This window comes from Nonomuraea sp. NPDC003201 (assembly GCF_053590415.1).
The window spans coordinates 1-22,288 of sequence record NZ_JBSFTC010000188.1; the positions used below are offsets into that span (position 1 = coordinate 1).

19 protein-coding genes are annotated in these 22,288 nt (G+C 71.6%); 11 read left to right on the plus strand and 8 right to left on the minus strand.

Annotated elements, in window-relative coordinates:
* Window positions 1-126: 126 nt before the first annotated feature.
* Window positions 127-1,062, minus strand: coding sequence for a dihydrodipicolinate synthase family protein (locus tag ACWDX9_RS41370; protein ID WP_449964486.1), 936 nt, complete (start codon window positions 1,060-1,062; stop codon window positions 127-129).
* 184 nt (window positions 1,063-1,246) lie between these two features.
* On the opposite strand from ACWDX9_RS41370, the gene ACWDX9_RS41375 reads away from it, so the two are divergent.
* From ACWDX9_RS41375 to ACWDX9_RS41400, 6 genes are all read left to right on the plus strand, one after another.
* The gene (locus tag ACWDX9_RS41375; protein WP_449964488.1) at window positions 1,247-2,293 is read left to right on the plus strand and encodes a LacI family DNA-binding transcriptional regulator; all 1,047 of its coding nucleotides are present in this window, start codon (window positions 1,247-1,249) and stop codon (window positions 2,291-2,293) included.
* Between the two features lie 19 nt (window positions 2,294-2,312).
* The gene (locus ACWDX9_RS41380; RefSeq protein ID WP_449964490.1) at window positions 2,313-3,242 is read left to right on the plus strand and encodes an ABC transporter permease; all 930 of its coding nucleotides are present in this window, start codon (window positions 2,313-2,315) and stop codon (window positions 3,240-3,242) included.
* The gene (locus ACWDX9_RS41385) at window positions 3,239-4,096 is read left to right on the plus strand and encodes an ABC transporter permease (protein WP_449964493.1); all 858 of its coding nucleotides are present in this window, start codon (window positions 3,239-3,241) and stop codon (window positions 4,094-4,096) included. Before ACWDX9_RS41380 ends, ACWDX9_RS41385 begins: the two co-directional genes overlap by 4 nt.
* An 88-nt stretch (window positions 4,097-4,184) precedes the next feature.
* The gene (locus ACWDX9_RS41390; protein ID WP_449964496.1) at window positions 4,185-5,726 is read left to right on the plus strand and encodes an ABC transporter substrate-binding protein; all 1,542 of its coding nucleotides are present in this window, start codon (window positions 4,185-4,187) and stop codon (window positions 5,724-5,726) included.
* Window positions 5,727-5,731: 5 nt separating this feature from the next.
* A complete protein-coding gene (locus tag ACWDX9_RS41395; RefSeq protein WP_449964498.1) occupies window positions 5,732-6,733 on the plus strand; it encodes an ABC transporter ATP-binding protein in 1,002 nt (333 codons plus the stop codon).
* Complete coding sequence (locus ACWDX9_RS41400) at window positions 6,730-7,536, plus strand: ATP-binding cassette domain-containing protein (protein WP_449964501.1); 807 nt, start codon at window positions 6,730-6,732, stop codon at window positions 7,534-7,536. The genes ACWDX9_RS41395 and ACWDX9_RS41400 overlap by 4 nt, the downstream gene beginning before the upstream one ends.
* Before the next feature lie 11 nt (window positions 7,537-7,547).
* On the opposite strand, the gene ACWDX9_RS41405 is transcribed toward ACWDX9_RS41400, so the two are convergent.
* The gene (locus tag ACWDX9_RS41405; RefSeq protein ID WP_449964503.1) at window positions 7,548-8,558 is read right to left on the minus strand and encodes a LacI family DNA-binding transcriptional regulator; all 1,011 of its coding nucleotides are present in this window, start codon (window positions 8,556-8,558) and stop codon (window positions 7,548-7,550) included.
* A gap of 168 nt (window positions 8,559-8,726) precedes the next feature.
* Between ACWDX9_RS41405 and ACWDX9_RS41410 the strand changes: the two genes are divergently transcribed.
* The 4 genes from ACWDX9_RS41410 to ACWDX9_RS41425 are packed head-to-tail and all read left to right on the plus strand — an operon-like array spanning window position 8,727 to window position 13,832.
* Entirely contained in the window at window positions 8,727-10,082 is a 1,356-nt protein-coding gene (locus ACWDX9_RS41410) for an extracellular solute-binding protein (RefSeq protein ID WP_449964506.1), read from the plus strand.
* Window positions 10,079-10,945: a carbohydrate ABC transporter permease gene (locus tag ACWDX9_RS41415; RefSeq protein ID WP_449964508.1), complete on the plus strand. Its 867-nt coding sequence runs from the start codon at window positions 10,079-10,081 to the stop codon at window positions 10,943-10,945. The genes ACWDX9_RS41410 and ACWDX9_RS41415 overlap by 4 nt, the downstream gene beginning before the upstream one ends.
* Entirely contained in the window at window positions 10,942-11,784 is an 843-nt protein-coding gene (locus tag ACWDX9_RS41420) for a carbohydrate ABC transporter permease (protein ID WP_449964511.1), read from the plus strand. Before ACWDX9_RS41415 ends, ACWDX9_RS41420 begins: the two co-directional genes overlap by 4 nt.
* An 11-nt stretch (window positions 11,785-11,795) precedes the next feature.
* The gene (locus tag ACWDX9_RS41425) at window positions 11,796-13,832 is read left to right on the plus strand and encodes a glycoside hydrolase family 2 protein (protein WP_449964514.1); all 2,037 of its coding nucleotides are present in this window, start codon (window positions 11,796-11,798) and stop codon (window positions 13,830-13,832) included.
* A 2-nt stretch (window positions 13,833-13,834) separates the two neighbouring features.
* Here ACWDX9_RS41425 and ACWDX9_RS41430 read toward each other — a convergent pair whose 3' ends face one another.
* From ACWDX9_RS41430 to ACWDX9_RS41455, 6 genes are all read right to left on the minus strand, one after another.
* Window positions 13,835-14,722 carry a phosphotransferase family protein gene (locus tag ACWDX9_RS41430; protein WP_449964517.1) on the minus strand — a complete coding sequence of 296 codons (888 nt, stop codon included), beginning with the start codon at window positions 14,720-14,722 and terminating at the stop codon, window positions 13,835-13,837.
* A 10-nt stretch (window positions 14,723-14,732) separates the two neighbouring features.
* Complete coding sequence (locus ACWDX9_RS41435; protein WP_449964519.1) at window positions 14,733-15,488, minus strand: maleylpyruvate isomerase family mycothiol-dependent enzyme; 756 nt, start codon at window positions 15,486-15,488, stop codon at window positions 14,733-14,735.
* A 142-nt stretch (window positions 15,489-15,630) separates the two neighbouring features.
* A complete protein-coding gene (locus tag ACWDX9_RS41440; RefSeq protein WP_449964521.1) occupies window positions 15,631-16,587 on the minus strand; it encodes a hypothetical protein in 957 nt (318 codons plus the stop codon).
* Between the two features lie 10 nt (window positions 16,588-16,597).
* Window positions 16,598-17,845 carry an MFS transporter gene (locus ACWDX9_RS41445; protein WP_449964524.1) on the minus strand — a complete coding sequence of 416 codons (1,248 nt, stop codon included), beginning with the start codon at window positions 17,843-17,845 and terminating at the stop codon, window positions 16,598-16,600.
* A 93-nt stretch (window positions 17,846-17,938) separates the two neighbouring features.
* Window positions 17,939-18,202, minus strand: coding sequence for a hypothetical protein (locus ACWDX9_RS41450; RefSeq protein ID WP_449964527.1), 264 nt, complete (start codon window positions 18,200-18,202; stop codon window positions 17,939-17,941).
* Window positions 18,203-18,264: 62 nt separating this feature from the next.
* Window positions 18,265-21,294: an endo-beta-N-acetylglucosaminidase gene (locus tag ACWDX9_RS41455; protein ID WP_449964530.1), complete on the minus strand. Its 3,030-nt coding sequence runs from the start codon at window positions 21,292-21,294 to the stop codon at window positions 18,265-18,267.
* A gap of 62 nt (window positions 21,295-21,356) precedes the next feature.
* Here ACWDX9_RS41455 and ACWDX9_RS41460 point away from each other — a divergent pair, with 62 nt between their 5' ends.
* Window positions 21,357-22,085, plus strand: coding sequence for a hypothetical protein (locus ACWDX9_RS41460; protein WP_449964532.1), 729 nt, complete (start codon window positions 21,357-21,359; stop codon window positions 22,083-22,085).
* Window positions 22,086-22,288: the final 203 nt, after the last annotated feature.

Genomic DNA, 22,288 nt, shown 5'->3' on the forward strand with positions numbered 1-22,288 from the left:
CGCTGTCGGCCATCGCCGAGCGGGGATACTGGAGCGCCTATCCCGAGTCGCCGAGGGCGAAGGCCCGCCGGCTGATGGGCATGGTCATGCGACTCTCCTCGGCAGGAGCTTGGGGGGTGCTCGGGTCTATTGCGGGTCGAGTGGTCCTACGAGGTCATGGATCCGGCCCAGCGCGGCGCGCAGCTCGGCGAGCTCGGTTTCGGTGAGAGGCAGGAACGGCGCCGCGGCGTGCGGCGGGCAGAGCCCCAGCAGGTGGAGCGCGGTCTTGATCACGACCACGCCGCTGACCCCGGGGCGGACCCCGAAGAGCGCGGCCAGCCGGTCGACGTCGTGCTGCAGCGCCGCCGCGGTGGCGTGGTCGCCGCCACGGCCGGCCTTGAGCAGGTCGACGCAGAGCGCGGGCGCGAGCATGCCCACCCCCGGCACCAGCCCGGCGGCCCCCGTGCGGAGCCCGTCGGCGAGCTGCCGTTCGGCACCCTGGGCCACCTGGAAGCCGGGGCGTTCTCCGGCCAGGGCACAGAACTCGGCGAACAGGGCGGCGTCCCCCGAGCTGTCCTTCAACCCGATGACGGCCGGCTCGTCGAGCAGGCGGCGCATCACGGACACGGGGACGGGGTTGCCGGTGTACCCGGGGCTGTTGTAGACGACCACGGGGCGGCCGTGGCGGGCGAGGTCGCGGAAGTGCGCGTGCAGCTCGCTCTCGGTGTGCCGGAAGTAGGACGGCGCGAGCACGACCACGGCGTCCAGGTCGAGCTCCGCGAGGCGGTCCATGCGCCGCAGGGTCTCCCGGGTGCCCGTGCCGGCGGCGGCCACCATGACCCGGGCGGGCGCCCCGGCCAGGTCGCGCCACATGGCGGACACCTCCACCGCGTACGCCCGGACGGCGTCGGCCGGCAGCAGCGGCCCCTCGCCGTTGGTGCCGGCCAGCATCAGCGTGGTGACGCCGGCGGACGCGAGGTGGGCCAGCAGCCGCCGGACGGCCGGTGCGTCGGGCCGCCCGCCCCGGTCGAGCGCGGTGACGAGCGGGATGATCATGCCGGTGACCGGATGGTCGGTATCCATGGCACCTCCCTCGGCAAACGCTCCGGACGGTATCCGCGATCTACGCGGGACGCTAGATGCTAATGGGTATTAGTAATTCGCTCTTGTTTCTCGCGTTCTTTTTCGCCCAGGTCCATTGACGCCTCACAGAAGCGAGGGTCACACTTTGCGTTCGTTGGGTCAGGCGCATTAGCAGGAGGCTCGGATGAGTCGCGGACCGCGGAGGCCGACCCAGGCCGACATCGCGCGCCTCGCGGGGGTCAGCCAGGCCACCGTCTCGCTGGTGCTGAACGAGCGGGACTCCGACGTCCGGATCAGCCAGGCGACCCGGGAGCGGGTGCTGGCGGCGATCCGCGAGTGGGGTTACGTCGCCAACGCCTCGGCGAGATCCCTCGCCGGCGGCCAGAACAAGATCATCGGCGTGTTCACCTTCGAGCCGGTCTTCCCGACGACCAGCGTCGACTTCTACTTCCCGTTCCTGCTCGGCATGGAGCAGGCGGCGGCGGAGCTCGGCTACGACCTCCTGCTGTTCACCAGCCTCGGCGGCGAGCGGCAGGTCTTCCGCGACGGCTCCACCCGGCTGTCGCTCGCGGACGGCGCGCTGCTGCTCGGGCGTGACCCGAACGTCGAGGAGATCCAGCGGCTGCGCGACACCGGCTTCCCCTTCGTCTACGTGGGACACCGGGAGGTGTCGGGAGAGCCGGTCTCCTACGTGGCGGCCGACTACGCCACGGCGACCCAGCAGCTCACCGAACGGCTCTTCGAGCTCGGGCACAGGCGCGTCGCGTACGCCCGCATCGGTGACGGCGACGCCCAGCCCAGCCGGGACCGGGAGAAGGGCTTCCGGCGGGCGATGCCCGCCGGTGAGGCCAGGCGGCTCACGGGCCCGGTGTGGACGCTGGAATCCGCCGACGACGTGGCGGGCCTCCTGGCCGAGATCCGCCACGGCGGCATCACCGCCGTGGTCGCCGAGCAGGTCCTCCTGGCCGAGGAGCTCCTGGAGTGCGCGCGACGGCACGGGATGTCGGTCCCGGACGACCTGAGCGTCGTCGTGCTGGGCGACTCCACCGGCGCGCACCGCACCGACACCCCCTGGACCGGCCTGGTGGTCCCACGGGAGCAGATGGGCCGGCAGGCCACCCACCTGCTGGTGCGGCTGCTGGAGGCACCCGAGCCGGAGGCCCGCAGAGAGAACGTCGAGTGCCCCCTCATGCCGGGCGCGACCGTGGCCCCACCAAGGAGACAGCAGTGACCGAACCAGGTAAGCCCACATGATCCGGGTCATCGCCAAACGACTGCTCGTGGGCGTGCTGGTGATGTGGGGCGCCGCCTCGCTCATCTTCCTCATCGTCCGGGTCGCCCCGGGCGATCCGGCCACGATCCTGCTGGGCCCGGACGCGAGCCGGGAGCAGGTGGCCGAGCTCACCGGGAAGCTCGGGCTCGACCGGCCGGTGTTCAGCCAGTACCTCGGCTACCTCGGCGAGGTGGCCCGGTTACAGTTCGGCGACTCCTACCGGTTCGATCGGCCGGCGATGTCGGAGGTGTTCGAGCGCCTGCCCGCGACCGCCGACCTGATGCTCGCCTCCACCGTCATCGCCGTGGCCCTCGGCCTTGTGCTCGGGCTGCTGGCCGGCGCGCGCCCGGGCGGCGCGGTCGATCGGCTGGTCACCGCGGGCACCATCGCCCTGCAGTCGTTCCCCACCTTCTGGGTGGGCATCATGCTGATCCTCGTCTTCGCGCTGGCCTTCCGCCTGCTGCCCAGCGCCGGGGCGGGCTCGCCGGCTCACCTGATCCTGCCGGCGGTCACGCTGGCGCTGCCGTTCACCGCCATCGTGGCCCGCCTGACCAGGACCAGCGTCGCGGAGACGATGCGCGAGCCGTACATCCAGACGGCCCGCTCCAAAGGGCTCACCGAGCAGCAGGTGCTGCTCGGCCACGCGCTGCGCAACTCCCTCATCCCCGTGGTGACCATCGTCGGGCTGCACATGGGCGGCCTGATGGGCGGCGCGGTCGTGGTCGAGAACGTCTTCGCCTGGCCGGGGCTCGGCACGCTGGTGGTGGACGCGGTCTCCAACCGTGACTACGCGGTCGTGCAGGCGGCCACGTTTCTGATCGCGGGCATCGTGATGCTGTTCAACCTCGTCGCCGATCTGCTGTACTCCCAGCTCGACCCGCGTATCAAGCTGGACGGTGCGGCATGACCGCCGTCGCCGTCCGCCGGCCCGTGGTGCGCGGCCGGTGGCTCAGCCGGATCCCGTACGCCGTCCTCACCCTGTACATCCTGGTCGCCGGGGTGGGGCCGCTGGTCCTCGACTACAACCCCGTGCGCGTCTCCCTCGACGACCGGCTGCTCGGCCCGGGATCGCGGCTCGCGTCGGGCGGCGTCGCCTGGCTCGGCACCGACGGCCTCGGCCGTGACGTCCTCGCGCAGATCGTCTACGGCGCCCGCACGTCGATGATCATCGGTGTCTCGACGGTCGTCGTCTGCTGCGTGATCGGCGTGACCGTCGGCATCGTCGCCGGCTACTTCCGTGGCTGGCTGGACACGGTGCTCGCGCGCGGCATCGACATCCTGCTCGCCTTCCCGGCGATCCTGCTGACCATCGTGATCGCCGGCGCCTTCGAGCGCAGCGTCCTGGTGGTGGTGATCGCGCTCTCCGCGACGGCCTGGATCTCCTTCGCGCGGGTCACCCGCGGGGTCGCCCTGTCGATGCGGGAGCGGGCCTGGATCGACGCGGCCCGCGTGCTCGGCGTACGGCCGGCGTCCATCCTGGTCCGGCACATCCTGCCGCTCACGGTCGGCCCGGTCGTGGCCCTGGCGACGCTGGAGTTCGCCCTCGTCGTGCTGGCCGAGGCCGGGCTCAGCTTCCTCGGCATCGGCCTGCCCGGCTCGTCGGTGTCCTGGGGCCAGACCATCGCGAACGGAAAGCAGTATCTCGAAACCGCCTGGTGGATCTCCACTCTGCCCGGCGTCGCGCTGTCGCTGCTGATCATCAACATCGGGATCCTCGGCGACCAGCTCACCGCCAGATACGGACGCGGACACCTCAGGTGACTGCGGCGGCCGTTGTCCTACCGGCACATAACCCCTTCCATCACGAGCACCCCCCGAAGAACCATCCCCGGAAGGCGGGAAGACGTCCATGACCAGACCCCTTGCCTCAGGTAGGCCGCGGCTCGCGGCACTTTCCCTCATCGCCGCCGCGACCCTCGTGCTCGGCGGCTGCAGCGCCGCCACCGGCGGCGGCACGGGCGGCGGCGGTGGCGCCGGCGGCGAGATCAACGTCGCCGGCACCTACGCGATCGAGAGCCTCGACCCGGCCAGCCCCACGGGCGGCAGCGCCACCGGCACGCAGCTGGCCTCCAAGGCGATCTTCAGCCGGCTGGTACGGCCCCGCCCGGACGGCACCCTGGAGGGCGACCTCGCCACCGCGTGGAAGCCCGACGGCTCCGCCTCGCAGTGGACGTTCACGCTGCGCCAGGGCGTGAAGTTCAGCGACGGCAAGGCCGTCACCGCGGACGACGTCGTCGCCTCGTTCAAGCGGATGATGGATCTCAAGAGCACCAACGCGGCCAACTTCGTCGGTTACACGATGACCGCCTCGTCGCCCACCGAGGTCGTGCTGAAGGCGCCGAAGCCGGACGCGGCGGTCCCGTACAAGCTCGCCATCTTCTACGTGCTGCCCGGCAGCCTGACCGGCGAGAATCCGGCGTTCTTCCAGCACCCGGTCGGGTCGGGGCCGTTCAAGGTGGAGAAGTTCGACCCGTCCGGGACGCTCGTGCTGGTGCCGAACCCCGACCACTACGGCGGCGCGCCCCAGGTCAAGCGGGTGACCATCCGCAAGATGCCCGAGCTCGCGGCCCGGCTGACCGCGCTGCGGACGGGCGAGGTGGACCTCGCCTGGGGCATCCCCGACGACCAGCTCGCGGAGCTGCAGCGCGACTCCACCCTCAAGGTCGAGACGGTGCCGAGCACCGCCGTGTTCACCATGTGGTTCAACTCCTCCACGCCCGCGCTGAAGGATGCCAAGGTGCGGCGGGCGCTGTGGCAGGCGGTCGACTTCGCCACCATCATCAAGCGGCTCTATCCGCAGACGGGCACCCTGGCCGACGCCCCGGTCTCGCCGGTCACGCTCGGCTACGCTCCCCAGGAGCCCGTCCGCTACGACCCGGCCGCGGCGAAGGCCGCGCTGACCGACGCCAAGTTCGACTTCTCCACGAAGCTGCGGCTGCAGTTCGCCAACGCCGAGTTCCGGCCGTTCAACCAGGCGATCGTCTCCGACCTGCAGAAGATCGGCGTCCAGGTGGACCTGCTGGAGAAGGAGCAGGCGGTGTTCACCAAGGACCTGCTCGCCCTGAACTGGGACGTCAACTTCCAGCAGCTGTCGAACCCCACGTTCGACGCGGCCAACACGCTCGGCCGGCTCTACCCCTGCGCGGCCAAGCGCAACGGCTACTGCAACCCCGAGCTCGACAAGCTGCTCGCCGCCGCCGGGGCGAGCTCGGACAGCGACGAGCGGGTCAAGCTGTACGGCGAGGCCAGCAAGATCATCTGGCAGGACGCGGTCGGCATGTTCCCGATGGCGGTCAAGTACGCCTACGCCTGGAACCACCGCGTCACCGGCGTCACCCCGGACCCGAACGGGCTGCCGGACTTCGCCGGCGTGCGGGTCAGCAGCTCATGAGCGGCATGCGGACCCCGGTCGAGGCGCCGGTCGAGGTGGACGGCCTGCTCGAGGTGGCCGGGCTGGTCGTCGACCTGCCCGGCGCCCGCGGCCCGGTCCGCGTCGTCGACCGGGTGACGTTCGACATCCCGCCGGCGACGACGGTCGGGCTCATCGGCGAGTCGGGCAGCGGCAAGACGATGACCGCGAACGCCGTCATCGGCCTGCTCCCGGAAGGGGCGGCGACCGGCGGGGAGCTGCGCTGGCGCGGCGACGACCTCCTGAAGGCGAGCCCCGCCCGCCGGCGCCGGCTGCGGGGCCACGAGATCGCGATGATCTTCCAGGACCCGCTGGCCGCGCTCAACCCGACCCAGACGATCGCCCGCCAGGTGGGCGAGATCCTCCGCCGCGCCGGCCGCCCCCGCGACCAGGTGCGCCGGCGGGTGCTCGAACTGCTCGAGCGGGCGGGGATCCCCGAACCGGACAGCAGGATGCGCGGCTACCCGCACGAGTTCTCCGGCGGGATGCGGCAACGGGCCATGATCGCCCTCGCGCTGGCGGGCAGCCCGGCGCTGCTGCTCGCCGACGAGCCCACCACGGCGCTGGACGTGACCGTCCAGGCGCGCATCCTGCGCCTGCTGCGCTCCATCCAGCAGGACGAGGGACTGGCGATGCTCCTCGTCAGCCACGACCTGCGGGTGGTGGCGCACGTCGCGCACCAGGTCGTCGTCATGTACGCGGGCCGGGTCGCCGAGCGCGGCCCCACCGAGGCGGTGCTGGCCGGCCCGGCTCACCCGTACACCCGCGCACTCGTCGACAGCGTGCCCGCGGTGCGGACCCGTACCGCGCTGGCCCACCCGTTGCCGGGCACGCCGGCCACCCCGGCGAACCGCCCGCCGGGGTGCGCCTTCCACCCCCGGTGCCCGCTGGCCCGCGAGCGGTGCCGCACCGAGGAGCCGGAGACCAGAACCGTCGCGCCCGGCCGGTGGGCCGCGTGCCACTTCGCCGAGGAGCTGCTGCAGCGATGAGCGTCGATCTGCTCGAGGTGCGGGACCTGCGGGTCAGCTTCGGCCGGCGTGCCGCGTGGTTCCGGCCGCGCGCCGCCCGCCGGTCCGGGGACTTCGTCGCGGTCGACGGCGTGAGCCTCACCGTGGCCCCCGACGAGATCGTGGGGGTGGTCGGGGAGTCGGGATCGGGCAAGACCACGGTGGCCCGCGCGATCGTCGGCCTCGTCCGGCCCGACTCCGGCGCCGTCCTGCTCGACGGCGTGGCCCTGGGGCCGGTCGGGCGGCGGACGACGGCGCAGCAGCGTGCCGCGCAGATGGTCTTCCAGGACCCGCGGTCGTCGCTCAGCCCGCGCATGACCGTCGCCGCGATCATCGACGAGGCGTGGCGCACCCATCCGAGTTCGGCGCCGTCCGGCGACCGCACCGCCGCGCTGCACCGCCTGCTCGACGACGTCGGCCTCGACGCGAGCGTCGCCGGGCAGCGGGCGGCCGAACTGTCCGGCGGGCAGTGCCAGCGGGTCAGCATCGCCCGCGCGCTCGCGGTCCGGCCCCGGCTGCTGGTGTGCGACGAGGCGGTGTCCGCCCTGGACGTGTCCGTCCAGGCGCAGATCCTCCGGCTGCTGGTCGACCTGCGCGAGCGCCACCATCTGGCGATGCTCTTCATCTCCCACGACCTCGGCGTGGTGCACCAGATCGCCGACCGGATCGCCGTCATGCGCCAGGGTGTGGTGGTGGAGGAAGGGCAGGCGACGGACGTGCTGGGGGCGCCCCGGCACGAGTACACCCGCAGCCTGCTCGACGCCGCTCTCGAGCTGTCCGGCTAGAGCGCCCCGGGTCAGCCGGCGGTGCTCTCCCTGACGATCAGCCGGTGCGGCACGATGATCTCGGCGGGCGCGGCGGACGAGCCGCTGATCGTGTCCATCAGCGTGCTCACCGCCCGGCGCGCGATCTCCCCCTTGTCCGGGGCGATCGTGGTCAGGCTGGGCGTGCTGTACTGGCCCTCCTCGATGTCGTCCAGGCCGACCACGGCCACGTCGTCGGGGACGCGGCGACCGGCCCTGGTCAGCGCCCTGATCGCACCCAGGGCGAGCAGGTCGTTGTAGCAGAACACCGCGTCGGGCGGCTCGGGCAGGGCGAGCAGGTGCTCCATGGCCTCGGCGCCCAGCCGCCGGTGGAAGTGCGGGGTGGAGACGACGAGCCGCTCATCCACCTCCAGGCCCGCGCGGGCATGCGCCTGGCGGTAGCCGGCGGTGCGGAGCTGGGCGGTCTCGCCGGTCGCGTACGGCTGGTCGCCGATGGCGGCCACCCGGCGGCGGCCCAGGTCCAGCAGATGGGTGGTGGCCTCGCGGGCGGCGGCGACGTTGTCGATGGCCACGTGGTGGAAGCTGCCGTTGAAGATGTGCTCGCCGAGCAGCACGATCGGGATCCGGTTGGCGCGACCGCGCAGCTCCTCGGCGGAGATCGTCAGCGGGCTGAGCAGCAGCCCGTCGAACATCGTGGCCCGCGAGTCCCGCCCGAGCAGCTCGCGCTCCCGGTCGCCGTCGCCGTCGGTCTGGTCGACCATCACCACGTAGCCGCGGGCGCGGGCCGCCGTGATCACCTCGCGAGCCAGCTCGGCGAAGTACGGCACGTCCAGCTCGGGCACCACCAGGGCGATCATCCCGGTGCGCCCCTGCTTGAGATTGCGCGCGATGAGGTTGGGACGGTAGTCGAGCTCGTCCAGCACGGCCTGCACCCGGGCACGCAGCTCGTCTGACACCGGTGCGTAACCGTTGACCACGTTGGACACGGTGCGAATCGATACATTCGCCCGTTTGGCGACATCGCGCAGCGTTGGACCGGCCATGCGTCTCCTCTACACCCGAAGGCTCCCGCGTGGCGATCTCAGAAGTCGGCATGAGATCGCCTTGTCACGGAAGATCCTAAACCCGCTCTTGCATCGTTGCAGACAAGTATGCATTATGTCTGCATCGTTGCAGAGCCCCAACATGAGCCCAGGCCGAGGAGTCAGAGAATGTCCACACCCCTCATAGACCGGCGCGGTTTCCTCAAGGGCGCCCTGGGCATCGCCGCCGCCGGTTCGCTGGCGGCGTGCGCGCCGGGCGGCCCGAGCGCGCAGCCGAGCAAGCTGGCCGCGCCCGCCTCGTCGGCGTCGTCGGTCAAGGGTGAGATCACCGTCTGGAACCGGTCGGGCGACCTGTTCAAGGTGTTCGACGCGGCCATCGGCAAGTTCCGCGAGGCGTACCCGAACGTCAAGGTGAACCACCAGGCCGTGGACATCGACGCGAAGCTGGCCAACACCCTCATCAGCGGCACCGACGTGCCCGACGGCAGCTTCTGGGACGACGCCAAGATCGGCGGGCAGGCCGAGCACCTGTACGACCTGACCGACCTCATCGCGCCGTACCGGGACAAGACCTCGCCGTACAAGCTGTCCGTGAACACCGTGGACGGCAAGATCTACGGCGTCCCGTGGGACCTCGACCCCGGCCTGCTCTGGTACCGCGAGGACGTGCTGGAGAGCGCCGGAGTGGATCCGGCGGGCCTGGCCACGTACGACGACCTGCTCGCCGCCGCCCGGACGGTCAAGGAGAAGGACCCCAGGACCAGGCCGATCCACCTGGAGAAGACCCCGTTCCTCAGTCAGCTCTGGCTGGAGATGCTGGCCAACCAGCAGGGCACCAGCCTCACCGACGCCCGGGGCAAGCTGCGGCTGGACTCCGCCGAATACCGGCGGATCTTCGGCTGGATCGACAGCGCGGTCAAGGACGGCCTGGTCACCCACGCCCCCTACCTGGAGCCCGCCGACGTCAACACGCTCGACAGCGGGCAGCAGGTGTTCGTGCCGTGGGCCATCTGGTGGTCGTTCGCGCCGCAGCAACTGCTCAAGGCCACCAAGGGCAAGTGGCGGGCCGCGCCGCTGCCGGCCTGGACCCCGGGCGGCGCGCGCAGCGGCGCCATGGGCGGCAGCAGCTTCGTCATCCCCGCCAAGGCCAGAAACCCCGAGCTGGCCTGGCTGCTCTACGAGTTCCTGTGCTTCAAGGAGCCCGGCTACACCGCCGTGTACGGCCCCAACGCCGTCTACCCGGGCGGCCTGTCCACCTCGATCCCCAGCTTCACCCCCGCGCTCGACCCGGCCAAGCCGCTGTTCAAGCCCATCGAGGCGCTCGGCGGCCAGGACCTGTGGAAGGTCGCCGTCGAGGCCGCGGGCACCATCCCGGCCGCCGCGCCCATCCCCTGGTGGTGGGCCCAGTCGGTGGACTACCTCGGCAACAACGTGCAGCGCCTGATCGAGGGCAAGATGTCGCCCGACCAGGTGATCACGGAGTCGGCCGAGAAGATCCAGCGCAACCTGATCGACCGCTCATGAGGGTCACACGGCTGTCGCCGTACCTGTTCATCGCCCCGTTCTTCCTCGTCTTCGCCGCGTTCGGGATCTATCCGCTGATCTACGCGCTCCAGCTCAGCTTCATGCGCTGGCGCGGCGCGGGCACGGCCCACTGGGTCGGCGCGGACAACTACCTCTACCTGCTGACCAGCCCGGACTTCTGGGCCTCGCTCGGCAACAGCGCCGTCATGTGGCTGCTGATCGTGCCGATCCAGGTCGTGGCCGGGCTGGGCGGCGCGGTGCTGCTGGCCAACGCCAAGCTGCGGCTGCGCGGGCTGTTCCGGGTTGCGTTCATCGCGCCGTTCGTGACGCCGCTGGTCGCCATGGCGCAGGTCTGGATCGTGGTGTTCGACCAGGACTACGGCCTGGTCAACTATCTGCTCAACCTGGTGGGCCTGCCCGACGTGGGCTGGCTGACGTCCACGACGTGGTCCAAGCCGACGCTGGCGCTGCTGTTCCTGTGGAAGACCACCGGGTTCGCGATCATCATCCTGCTCGCCGGCCTCCAGGCCGTCCCCGGAGGCGTGTACGAGGCCGCCGCCCTCGACGGCGCCTCCCGGTGGCGCCAGTTCTGGTCGATCACCGTCCCGCTGGTGCGGCGGAGCATGGCGTTCCTGGTGGTCGTGCAGACCCTGGCCGTCTTCCAGATGTTCGCCGAGCCGTTCGTGGTCACCGAAGGCGGCCCGTACGGCTCCACCACCACCGCGGGCCTCTACCTGTACGACCACATCACCGCCTCCGACCTGGGCACCGGCGCCGCGAACTCGTTCCTGCTGGTCCTGCTGGTCTTCGGCCTGTCGCTGGTGTCGGTCAGGCTGCTGCGGCCGAAAGACGAGGTGTCATGAACGAGACCCGCCCCGGACCCCTGCAGTACGCGGTCCTGGCGCTGCTCGCGATCGTGTTCCTGTACCCGATCTGGTGGGCGGTCAGCTCCTCGCTCAAGCCGGCGGCCGACATCATCGCCGACCCCCTCTCGATCGGCGCGCTGACGCTCGACAACTACCGGGCCATGTTCGCCGACGTGCCGATCGGCACCGGGTTCGCGAACACGGCGCTGGTGCTGGTGGTCAGGGGCGCCATGACGATGTTCTTCTGCCCGCTGGCCGGGTACGCCTTCGCCAAGTACGCCTTCCCGGGCAAGAACCTGCTGTTCGGCGTCGTGCTGCTGACGCTGATGCTGCCGACGCTGGTGCTGATCATCCCGCTGCTGCTGGAGATGAGCGCGCTCGGCTGGGTGAACACGTACCAGGCGCTCATCCTGCCGGGCAGCATCGACGCGTTCAGCATCTTCTGGATGCGGCAGACCATCGCCGCCATCCCGGACGAGCTCATCGACGCGGGCCGGGTGGACGGCGCGGGGGAGTTCGGCATCTTCGCCAAGGTCGTGCTGCCCGTGATCCGTCCCGGGCTGGCCGCGCTCGCGGTCCTGACCACCATGAACGTCTACAACGACTTCGTCTGGCCGGTCGTCGCCGTCAACGACACCTCGCACCAGACCCTCCAGGTGGTCCTGTCCACCCTCGCGCAGAACGTCACCGGCAACCGGATCGGCGCCGACTTCGCCACCGTGTGGGGCGAGCTGCTCGCCGCGGGCAGCATCGCCATGCTGCCGCTGCTGGTGATCTTCGTTCTGCTGCAGCGCCACTTCATCAACGGCATCCTCGCGGGCAGCGTCAAGGGCTGACCCTCACCCTTATGGAAGAGAGCACCATGGAATACCCCCGCCCCCACTTCGACCGGTCGCACTCCTGGTCGAGCCTGAACGGCGAGTGGGACTTCCGGGCCGACACCGAGCCCGGCTGGAACAGGACCATCACCGTGCCCTTCGCCTGGGAGACCCCCGCGTCGGGCATCGAGGCCCACTGGCTGCCCGTGGCCTGGTACCGCCGCCCGGTCACCGTCCCCGCCGGGTGGGCGGGTCAGCGGGTCGTGCTGCACTTCGGGGCCGTGCACCACGAGGCCACGGTCTGGGTCAACGACGTCGAGGTGGTCACGCACCGGGGCGGCTACACGCCGTTCGAGGCCGACATCACCGACGCGCTGCGCGGCGACGGCCCGCAGGAGGTCGTGGTACGGGTCTGCGCGCCGCTGGACAAGCGGGAGCTCGCGCACGGCAAGCAGCGCAGCATCCCGCGCGACGACTACGACGGCGTCTGCTTCACCCCGTCGTCCGGGATCTGGCAGAGCGTCTGGCTGGAGGCCCGGCCCGCCACGCACCTGGCCAGGCTGAAGCTGCGCCCGTCGGCGGGGCTGGACGCCATCGAGGTGGAGGCCCGGGTGGCGGGGCCGTCGGAGTCCGCGCTGCGCCTGACCCTGCGCGGCACGGACGCGACGGTGGAGGTCCCGGTCGTGGAGGGGGTGGCGCGGGCGGTGCTCCCCGTCGCCGGGCCCCGGCTCTGGTCCCCGGACGACCCGCACCTCTACCACGTGGACGCCCGCCTGACCTCGGCCGACGGCACCGACGAGGTCGCCGCCTACACCGGGCTGCGCCGCGTCGAGGTGATCGGCGAGGACCTGTATCTCAACGGCCGCCGCCTGTTCGTGCGCGGCGTGCTCGACCAGGGCTACTGGCCCCGCACCGGCATCACCGCCCCCGACGACGCCGCGCTGCGCCGCGACATCGAGCTGGCCGCCGCGGCGGGCTACAACCTGGTACGCAAGCACCTCAAGCTGGAGGATCCCCGCTTCGTCCACCACGCCGACGTGCTCGGCATGCTGGTGTGGGCCGAGCCCGCCTCGACCGGCCGCTTCTCGGCGGAGTCGGTGAGCGCGTTCGAGGAGCAGATCGCGCCGATGGTGGAGCGCGACGGCGACTCGCCCGCGATCGTCATCTGGGGCCTGTACAACGAGGAATGGGGCCTGGACTGGGACATCCCGGGCGACCCGGCCAGGCAGCAGGCGGCGGCGCGGGCGTACGAGCTGCTCAAGGCCCTCGACCCGAGCAGGCCGGCCGTGGACAACTCCGGCTGGACCCACGTGAAGACGGACCTGCTCGACTGGCACTACTACGACGAGTCCGCCGCCTCCTGGGGCCGGACGGTGGCCGCGCTGATGGACGGCGAGCAGGACGACTTCCCCGTCCGGCTCGGCCCTGACTACGTCGTGCGCAAGAAGCTGGCCGGATCCCCGTCACAGCCGCTGCGCGGGCTGCCCAACCTCAACAGCGAGTACGGCGGCGGCTTCACCTGCGTCGAGCGGGCCTGGCACCTGCGCTGGCAGACCCAGGAGCTGCGCCGCCACGACCGCCTGGCCGGCTACGTCTACACCGAGCTGTACGACGTCGAGCACGAGTCCGCGGGCCTGCTGGACTTCGAACGCCGCGCCAAGGACCTGGCCGGCGTGCGCCCCGCCGACGTGAACGCCACCACCACGCTCGTGCTGGACGTCGTCCCCGTCGCGCCCGGCCGCGACCTGCTGAGCGAGTCGCGCGAGGTCACCGTGCCCGTCCGCGTCTCGCACCACGGGAGCGAGCCGGTCAACGGCCACCTGCACACCGCCTGGACCCCGGTGTTCGGCCCCGCCCCTGACGCCTTCGGCGCGGCGGGCCCCTGGGTCGAGGCCAAGCCGTTCCTGCTCAGCGGCCCCGCCGAGGTCGGCGCCGCGCTGCCGGACGGCTCGACGAGCGGCCGGCTGCACATCGCCCTGGTCAGCGACGGCGAGATCGTCGCCCGCTCTGCCGTGGACGTGGACACCCATACTGCCCCGGTCATCGGGGACGACCCGGCCGCCTGACCTCACGGCGCGGCCAGCTCGAGGACCCGTTCCACGGCGGTGTCCGCGCGGGCGGGGTCGGGTGACTCGGAGAGGAAGACGAGGGCGAGCATCACCGCCGCGTCCAGCCGGCACAGCAGCGCGAGCGGCCCGGCGTCGGGCGGGGGCTCGGCGTGGCGCGCGTAGCCGGCGCGCAACGCCTCGAGGTCGAGCTGGTTCTCCGGGAGCCTGGCGAACTCTCCCAGGCGCCCGAACTCCAGGGCGGGGTGGGCGTGCAGGGCGTTCGACCAGTCGAGGAGGGCGCGTACCCGGCCCTGGTGGCAGCGGACGTTCGCCCTGCGGACGTCCAGGTGGAGCAGGGAGCCACGGCCGAGCGGCGCGGCGATCGGGAGCAGCCGTCCGGGGGCGGGGGGCGGCGGCCAGCCGTCCCTGAGGCGGGCGATCTCCCGCCAGCGGCGCAGGATCCTGCCGACCACGAGCCGGGGCGCCGTCAGGTGTTCGGCGGCGACGGGTCGCGGTCCGGGCAGCGGGACCGCGTGGAGGCGCGCCAGGAGCTCGCCGAGCAGGAAGCCGTCCAGCTCGGATCCGTCGTCCTCCACGTAGCGGCTGATCAGGAGGTCCGGCTCGTCCGGGGTCTCGGCGAGGACGAGGGCGACCGGCTCGGGCACGGGCAGCCCGTGGTCGCCCAGCAGGCGGGTGAGCCGGTACTCCTGGCGCAGCAGGGCGCGGGTGTCGACCAGAGGGTCGTTGGCGTTGGAGTCGAAGCGGCGCTCGCCGACGCGGACGGCGACCGGCGGCCCGCCGTCGCCCGGCCGGCCGCGGAAGACGGAGAACTCCAGGCCCCGCCCCAGCGGTTCGAGGCCGGTGATCCCGATGCCGGCCAGGCGTTCGTCCAGGCTGGGACTGCTCATGGGGCCGGACTCAGCCGTCCTCCTCCTCCAGCCAGAACCCGGACCGCTCCAGCCACCGCCCGAGCAGCGCCGCATCCCCGGAGACCTCGACCTTCGGCGCGGGGCGCCGGTAGACGAACAGGAGCAGCTCACTCACCGGCCCGCGAACCGTCACCGAGGCGTCCCCCTGCCCGCGCCTCCAGAAGGGCGCGTCCCCGCCGAGGTCGACCAGCCACTCGCCGTTGAAGCTCAGCGCCCGTCCCGGGCCGAGCAGCCCATGCCCCTCGTACGCCTCCGGCACGCAGCTGAACCCCAGCCACTCCTCCAGCCCTTCGATGGCGACCTCGTCGTCGACCTCGAAGCCGGCGCCCAGGGCGAGCGCGGCGTCGGCCCGGTGCAGCACGGTCTCGAACAGCGCCCGCCGCGCCCAGAACGCCGGCGTGTCCAGCCCCTGCGGCGTCCACACGGGCCCCTCGGCCCCGCGCAACGCCTCCACCAGCCGCTCCGCGCCCTCCCCGAGCCAGGGATCGAGCTCGGCCGCCACCTCGTCCGTGTACGCGTCGAGGTCGTTGATCCGCTCGTCGGAGACCGGCTCCACGGACCGCGACGCCACGACCGTCCCCATCCAGCGATGGGCCTCGCCGACGTGCCGCAGCAACTGCCCCAGAGACCACCCAGGGCAGGTGGGAACGGGCGTCTTCATGTCCGCGTTCTTGATGAGCGATCGCAGCAGCTCGGTCTGCCCGGCGATCTCGGCCCGCATCCGGTCGTAGGTCAACAGGGACATGCCCGCCACCCTAGGGGTGATCAGGCAGCCTCAGCAATCGCTTTCCAGCGCGCCGCCTGCCTCGCGGATCGGCCCGACATGGGCCGGATGCAGCGCCGCGTTCGCGCTCGATACAGCCGCGCACTTGCACGCCGCCCGCGAGTCAGAAGCCGAGGCCGAGCAGCACCGTGTGCGCGCCCTCCGGGCCGTGCACGTGCTTGCTCAGCCTCGCCGGGGAGGACACCTTCTCCGCCTTGAGGACGTCGACGAGGTGCCGCGCCAGCCGTTCGCCGTCCACCTCGCCGGGGCCGCCCGCGTCGAGCGTCCAGGAGCGCACGGTCCGCTCGGCCCGCTGTGACCAGCCCTGTTCCGCGCCCGGCGAGAAGTGCTTGAACCAGCCCTCGACGGTGAGCCGTCCGGCGGAGCGGATGGCGAGGACGGAGCGGGTTCCCGCGAACAGGGTGACGCTCACGTTCCTGCCGATCGCGCCGGTCTCGGCGGGCAGCGTGCGCAGGAACGCCCCCAGCAGCGGCGGCAGCGCCGCCCACCGGGGCACCCGCCACCCGCCCGGCGTGCTCAGCCCCTCGTTGGCGGGGGTCAGATATTCGATGACGAATCCACCCGGCGACTGCGACGGCTCGCTCCACTCGAACGTGGCCCGCCGCCACTCCTCGTAAGGTTCTGTCGGCTGCAGGGAGAGCTCCGCGCCGGTCGCGGTGGCACGTAGTTCCAGCGATTCGGTGCCGGGCCGCCGCCAGCGCAGGAAAGGGGCTCCCCAGTCCGGCGACGGGTCGTACCAGGGGCCGGTCTGGCCGTGGCTGCCGACGCTGTCGGCCGGGCCGATCGCGGCCTCCACCGCCTCGGCGTGCCGCCGGAACGCGGCGGCCGGTTCCCCATCCAGGGAGAGGGGGACGGTCAGGCCCCGATATTCACGATCGCCCGCGTACCGCCGCTCATGCTCCGCCACCGGGACCAGCCGGCCGCGCTCCTCCGCCACCGGCACCGGCATCAGCCGGCCGCGCCCCTCGGCCGCCGGTCGCAGCGCCGCGCCGGACCAGTCGCCGGGATCCACCTCGCGCCACAGCCATGCCGCGACGCCGGCGGTGCCGTCCTTCGTCATGGGCGTGACCTCATGCCTTCTCGGGGTGGCGCTGGCGTACCGGGGTGGCCAGCGCGATCAGCGCCAGCAGCAGGCAGGAGGCCCCCGCGACGACGAACACCGTCGTCGCGCCGTAGTGCGCGGCGCCCCAGCCGAGCGCGGCCGCGCCCACCGGCCCGAGCGAGAAGTGGATCGTCCAGAACGCCGACGTCACCCGGCCCAGCAGGTGAGGGGGTGTGACCTGCTGCCGCAGCGACATGGAGTTGATGCCGGCCAGGCTCACGCACGCCAGGTAGAGGGCCATGATGGCGGCCACGCCCCACACGGAGCCGGCGAGCCCGAGGCTGAGGATGGCCAGGCCTGACACGATCTGCGCCCCGATCCACAACGGTCCGAACCCGAGAATCCGCCGCATCCGGGCCACCAGCGCCGAACCGGCCATCGTGCCGACCGCCCCGACCCCCAGCACGACGCCCACCACGGAATCGGGCTGGCCGAGGTCGTGCTTGAGCCGGTAGATGACGATGTCCGTCAGCCCGAGCGTCATGAAGATGAAGAACGACAGCAGGATGGTCAGGGTGCGCAGCACCGGGTGCCGGAGCAGGAACTCCGCCCCGGCCAGCAGCTCCCGCCACGGCCGCCGGCCGGGCGCGGGCTCCACCGGCTCGACGGTCTCGACGGCGTACCGGGAGGCGTGGGTCAGCAGGACGCCGAGCGCGGACAGCCCGAAGCTGGCGGCGTTGATGGCGATCGCGGCGGTCGGGCCCAGGTGGCCGCTGACCACCCCGGCCAGGGTGGGACCGAGGATGCCCGCCGCGGCGGCCGTGGCGTACAGCATGCTGTTGGCCTCGGTGACGCGCTTCTCGCCGGCCAGGCCGCGGACCGCGGCCACGTACGTGACCTGGAAGACCATGCCCACGGCGGCGGCCAGCGGCAGCACCGCGTACAGGAGCCAGACGTGCTGGCCGAACGCCCAGGCCACCGGGATCGTCACGTACAGCACGAGCCGGATGACGTCGCAGGCGATGAGCAGCCGGCGCCGGTCGAACCGGTCGGCGAGCACCCCCGCGAACACCCCGGCCGCCACCGACGCCGCCCCCGACACGCCGGTGAGCAGCCCCATCTGGGCGACGGAGCCGGTGACGTCGAGGATGAGGAGGGGCACCGCGATGAGCGCGAACGAGTCGCCCGCCACGGACAGCGTCTGGGCACACCAGAAGATCAGGAAGTCACGGTCGCGCCACAGCGACCGGCTCACCGGCCGCGCGTCAGCGCGCATCGCCCACGGGGCCTGCCTGGGATGATCGGTATGCGCCGAGCCGGGAGGAAATCACGCGGGCAACCCTATCCCTCCTGATCCGGGGCCCGCCGCTCAATTTCCGGCGCCGCCACGGGGTTCGCCGGGCGGCCAGGGCGGCTTGCTCGGTCTCGGTGAGGCCGGCCGGGGACCCGGGAAACCGGCGGTGGGGGACAGGCCCGCGAACATCCGCGCGGACCATTCGGCCTCTTCCGCGTCGTCAACGGGTTTCACGACCGCGTCGCCGGCCCGGAAGCTCCGTCCCCGGCCGCCGGCGAGCGGGTGGACGGGTGTGGCCAGCCCGAAGGCGGCCAGCACGCTGGGCGGTGGCTGCGTCACCGTTCCCGAGCGGTGTGGGCGTTGTGGTGAGGGGCGCCGCGAAGGGCCGCGGCGCCCTGTGATCAGTTGCCGCGCAGCACCGTCGTCGCCTTGTTGCCGGCGTAGTCCTCCAGCACCGCGACCACCTTGCCACCGGCGCTGGACATGGTCACGGTCTCGGCCGCCCGGGTGGTGCGGCCGCGGATGATGTACGGCTTGGCGCCCGACCCGTACGTCGTCGCGAACGACTTCGCCTGGCCGTTCTCAAGGACGGTCAGGGTGTGCCAGTCCGCAAGGGTCGGCCGGGAGAAGGTGAACGTGTTCCCGCTGATCTTCACCGCCGACGCCGGGTAGGGCGCGATCTCGGTGTCGGCGAACTTCCCGCGCACGGCGGTGGCCGTGCCAGGCCCCGCCCGCAGGGTGAGCAGGTAGCCGTCGCCGTTGACGGGCACCCCGGTCAGCGTCATGCCCGTGCTGGTCCCGGGCAGCTCGACCTCCTTGCTGTACGGGCGGGACGTGTCGAGGCTCTGGACCTTCAGCGTGACGGGCCGGCCGTTCGCCGGGGGAGTCCAGGAGGCGGTCAGCGTGCCGTCCGGCTTGGCCGACGCCTTCACCTTGGCCGGCGCCGTGGCCAGGTCGAACGAGGTGGTCGCGGCCGGGCTCTCGGACCCGTCCGGGCCGACCGCCACCAGCCTGATCGTCCCCGACGTGGCCGTGAAGCGCTTGACGTAGTAGACGTCGTCGTAGATCCCGCCGAGGTAGGTGTCGTCGAGGTAGACGTCGTACCGGCGCACCTTGTCGTACCCGGCGCTCTTCCAGGCCAGGAACAGCTCGCCGGTCTCGGGCAGCAGCTGGGTGATGCGCAGGTCCTGCGGCGCCGCGGGGGTGCGGTCCTTGCCGTCGCGCAGGGCCAGCGCGCCGAGGTTGACCTGGTACCCCTGGATCGGGCGGGCGCCGGCGGCGACGACCAGGCCGAGCGCGGCGACGCGCCGGCCGGCGTACGCCGACAGGTCCACTGACCGCGTGGTCCAGCCCGTGGTGCGTCGGCCCGAGCCGGCCAGCGGCAGCTGGACCACCTTGGCGGGGTCGGAGGCGAGCACGAGGCCGAGCCGCAGCTCGGAGTCGTCGCTGGCCGAGGGCTTGGTGTAGGTCAGGTCGAGGGTCGAGCCCTTGGCGACCTGCAGGTCCGTCTTGTAGAGCCGTACGGTGTTGTCGCCGTCGAGCGTGCCGCTGAGCACGAGCGAGCTGCCGCCGTTGTAGGCGCCGATCTTCTGGTACGAGAACCGGCTCGCCGGCGTGTACGCGGGGCCGTAGTCGAAGTCGGCGCTGAGCGGCGTCCCGGCCGCGTCGATCCACCACTGCCAGGTGACCGGGATGTCCTGGAGGTTGATGTTGCCCCACTCCTTCGGGTTCGACAGCCGGCCCTTGGTCCAGGTGGACAGGCCGTGGCCGGTGTTGAAGGAGGTGGCGAACGTGGTGCCGCCGATGACGGAGCGCTCGGCGACGTACTTGGAGATCCCCTTCCAGGTGCCCTCGGGGGTGGGGGCGCCGGCCGAGGAGCCGGTCCACCAGCGGCGCTCCCGGTCGAAGACGTCCCGCTGCGCGGCGTCGTCGGTCTTGTTCGCGTAGTCGGAGGAGACGAAGTCGGCGCCGAGCGTGGCGATGGCGTTCATCGGCGCGCCGGCGGCGTCGAGGTTGTCCTCGAGGTTGTACGGCTGGTTGAACTGGTACTGCCCGGCCTCGACCCCGGCGAAGACGCTCTTGCGGGAGTCCAGGCCGAGACCGGCGGCGTAGCTCTTGGAGTTGGTGAGTTTGGTCCGGTTCCACCAGTAGTTGAGGAAGATGGAGTCGGACACGTCGCCGAGCCGAGAGTCGCGCACGAACGGGCCGTTCACCGCGTTGAACTCGTTCTGGTACGAGATGGCGCCCGTGGAGTTGTCGATGGAGTCGTACCACTGCACGTAGATGCCGCCGTCGCGCAGCTGCTTCAGGAACTGCTTGTACACCGGGATGTCCGCCGGGGCGACCCGCGCCTCCTGGTTGACGAAGTAGCCGTCGAAGCCGTAGAACTTGGCGACCTGGATCAGCTTGGCGGCCACGGGGAAGCCGCCGGCGGCGTCGCGGACCAGCAGCTCGGAGTAGGTCTGGTCGCCGCGGTCGTTGTCAGAGAAGAAGATGCAGCCCAGCGAGCGCACCCCGTTGGCGTGGGCGGCGTTGGTGTAGCCGGGGTTGGGCAGGTTGAGCATCCCGAACTCGAACCACTTCTCCCGCCAGTCGGCGGCCGGGTCATAGTAGTTCACCGGGACTCCCTGGGTGGGCATGCCGTGCCAGGAGCCGTAGAAGTCGGCGTACTGCCAGTAGTTGAACAGGTACTGGCTGAACTCGTTGGTGTAGGGGTGGCTCTCGAAGAAGGCGTTGCCGTAGTCGCCGGCCAGGGTAAGCAGCTGGGTGCCGGCGGGCAGCGCCGGGTTGCGCTGAGTGGCGGCGTTGGCGGCGTTGCGCTGCTGGAGCGGCACCTTGGCGCGCAGTGATTCGGCGCCCGCGTCGTCGGCGGGGTTCCAGCGCAGCAGGTCACACGCACGGGTGCGGCGGAGCAGGTCGAGCTGGTGGTCGCGGTCCTGGATGGAGTGTCCTTCCCCGGGATAGACGACGAACTGGTGCTCGACGCCGAACCGCCGCAGGGCCCGGTGGAAGTACACGGACTGGCCGAGCGGCACGTTCGTGTCGTCCTCGCCGTGCAGGATCAGCACGGGGGTGCGGATCCGTGAGGCGTACGAGATGGGGCTGACCCGGTCGTGCGGGTGCGGGCCGGCGCCCTCCCAGCCGCAGCTGCCGCCGAGCCCCGCCTCTGCGGTCCCGCCCTCGCCGGTCGCGACGAGCAGCGAGGCCGAGTCCGGCGCCCAGCGTGGGAGGAAGTCCTTCGCCGTACCGGCGGTCAGTTTCCTGGGCGACGAGCTCCCGTCGGTCGCGGCGACCCAGATCGCACCGCTCGGGTGCTCTCCCTTTCGCCCGATCGTGGTGACCGTGTAGGCGACCCGGCGGCCGTCAGGGGAGATCGCCGGCTGCAGCGGTAGGGCACTGTCCACGACCAGCTCGGGGGTGACCTCGCTCATCAGTCCGGCCCTTCGTCAAAGCGGAGACCCTTGGTGATCTCACCCCCCTAATATTCACCTTTATGATCATTCGTCTATTAGCCGGGACGGCCGCCGGCCTGGCGCTCCTGTCCGGTACGGCGCTCGCCACGCCGGTCAAGGGTGCCCCCGAGCTCACCAACAACGATCTCTACAAGGCGGCCGCGCTGCCCAAGGCCGCCTGCAAGCTGGACAAGGGCACGAGCGCCGCGTCGACCAGGAAGTACGTCACCAAGCTCGTCGCCTGCCTGAACACGGCCTGGAAGCCGGCCATCAAGGACTTCGTCCCGGTGAAGGTGGAGTTCAAGGGCCCGGACGAGAAGGAGTCCTGCTCCACCGGCATGGACGTCTCCGGCTCGTTCTCCGAGGTCTGCGCCACGGTCATCCGCGTCCGGCTGGCCGACGACTGGATCAAGGTCAAGAACGACCTCACGGTGTTCACCTCCATCGCCAGGACGTGGGGCGGGGTCGTGACCGGGCAGACCGGCATCGGGAAGGCCTGGTGGGGGCTCGAGAACGACGCCGACGCGGCCATCATGAACGAGCAGAACCGCCGCTACTACCTGCAGATCGACTGCTTCGTGGGCGTGTCGGCGAAGGCCCTGGGGCGGCAGGTCAAGGACTGGAAGCCCGTCGCCAAGGTTCCGGAGTTCTGGAAGAACAGGTACCAGGGCAAGACCGCCAACCGGCTCTCCTGGCTCGAGAAGGGCTACAAGTCCGGCAAGCCGGGCGCCTGTAACACCTGGACGGCGAGCTCTTCCAAGGTCGCCTGAACCACCGGATCGCCGGCCACCGCCCCGGCGGTGGCCGTTAGCCGCCGGACGGGACGGTCGCCGTCAGCCGTCGGACGGGGCCGGGAGGCGGTCTTCGGCCTCGGCGCGCTCGAACGCCGGGAGGCGGCCTTCGGCCTCCGCCTGCTCGAACGCACACATACATAGTAAGAGCACACTTCTTAACTCCAGTCACGTAAGCTCAA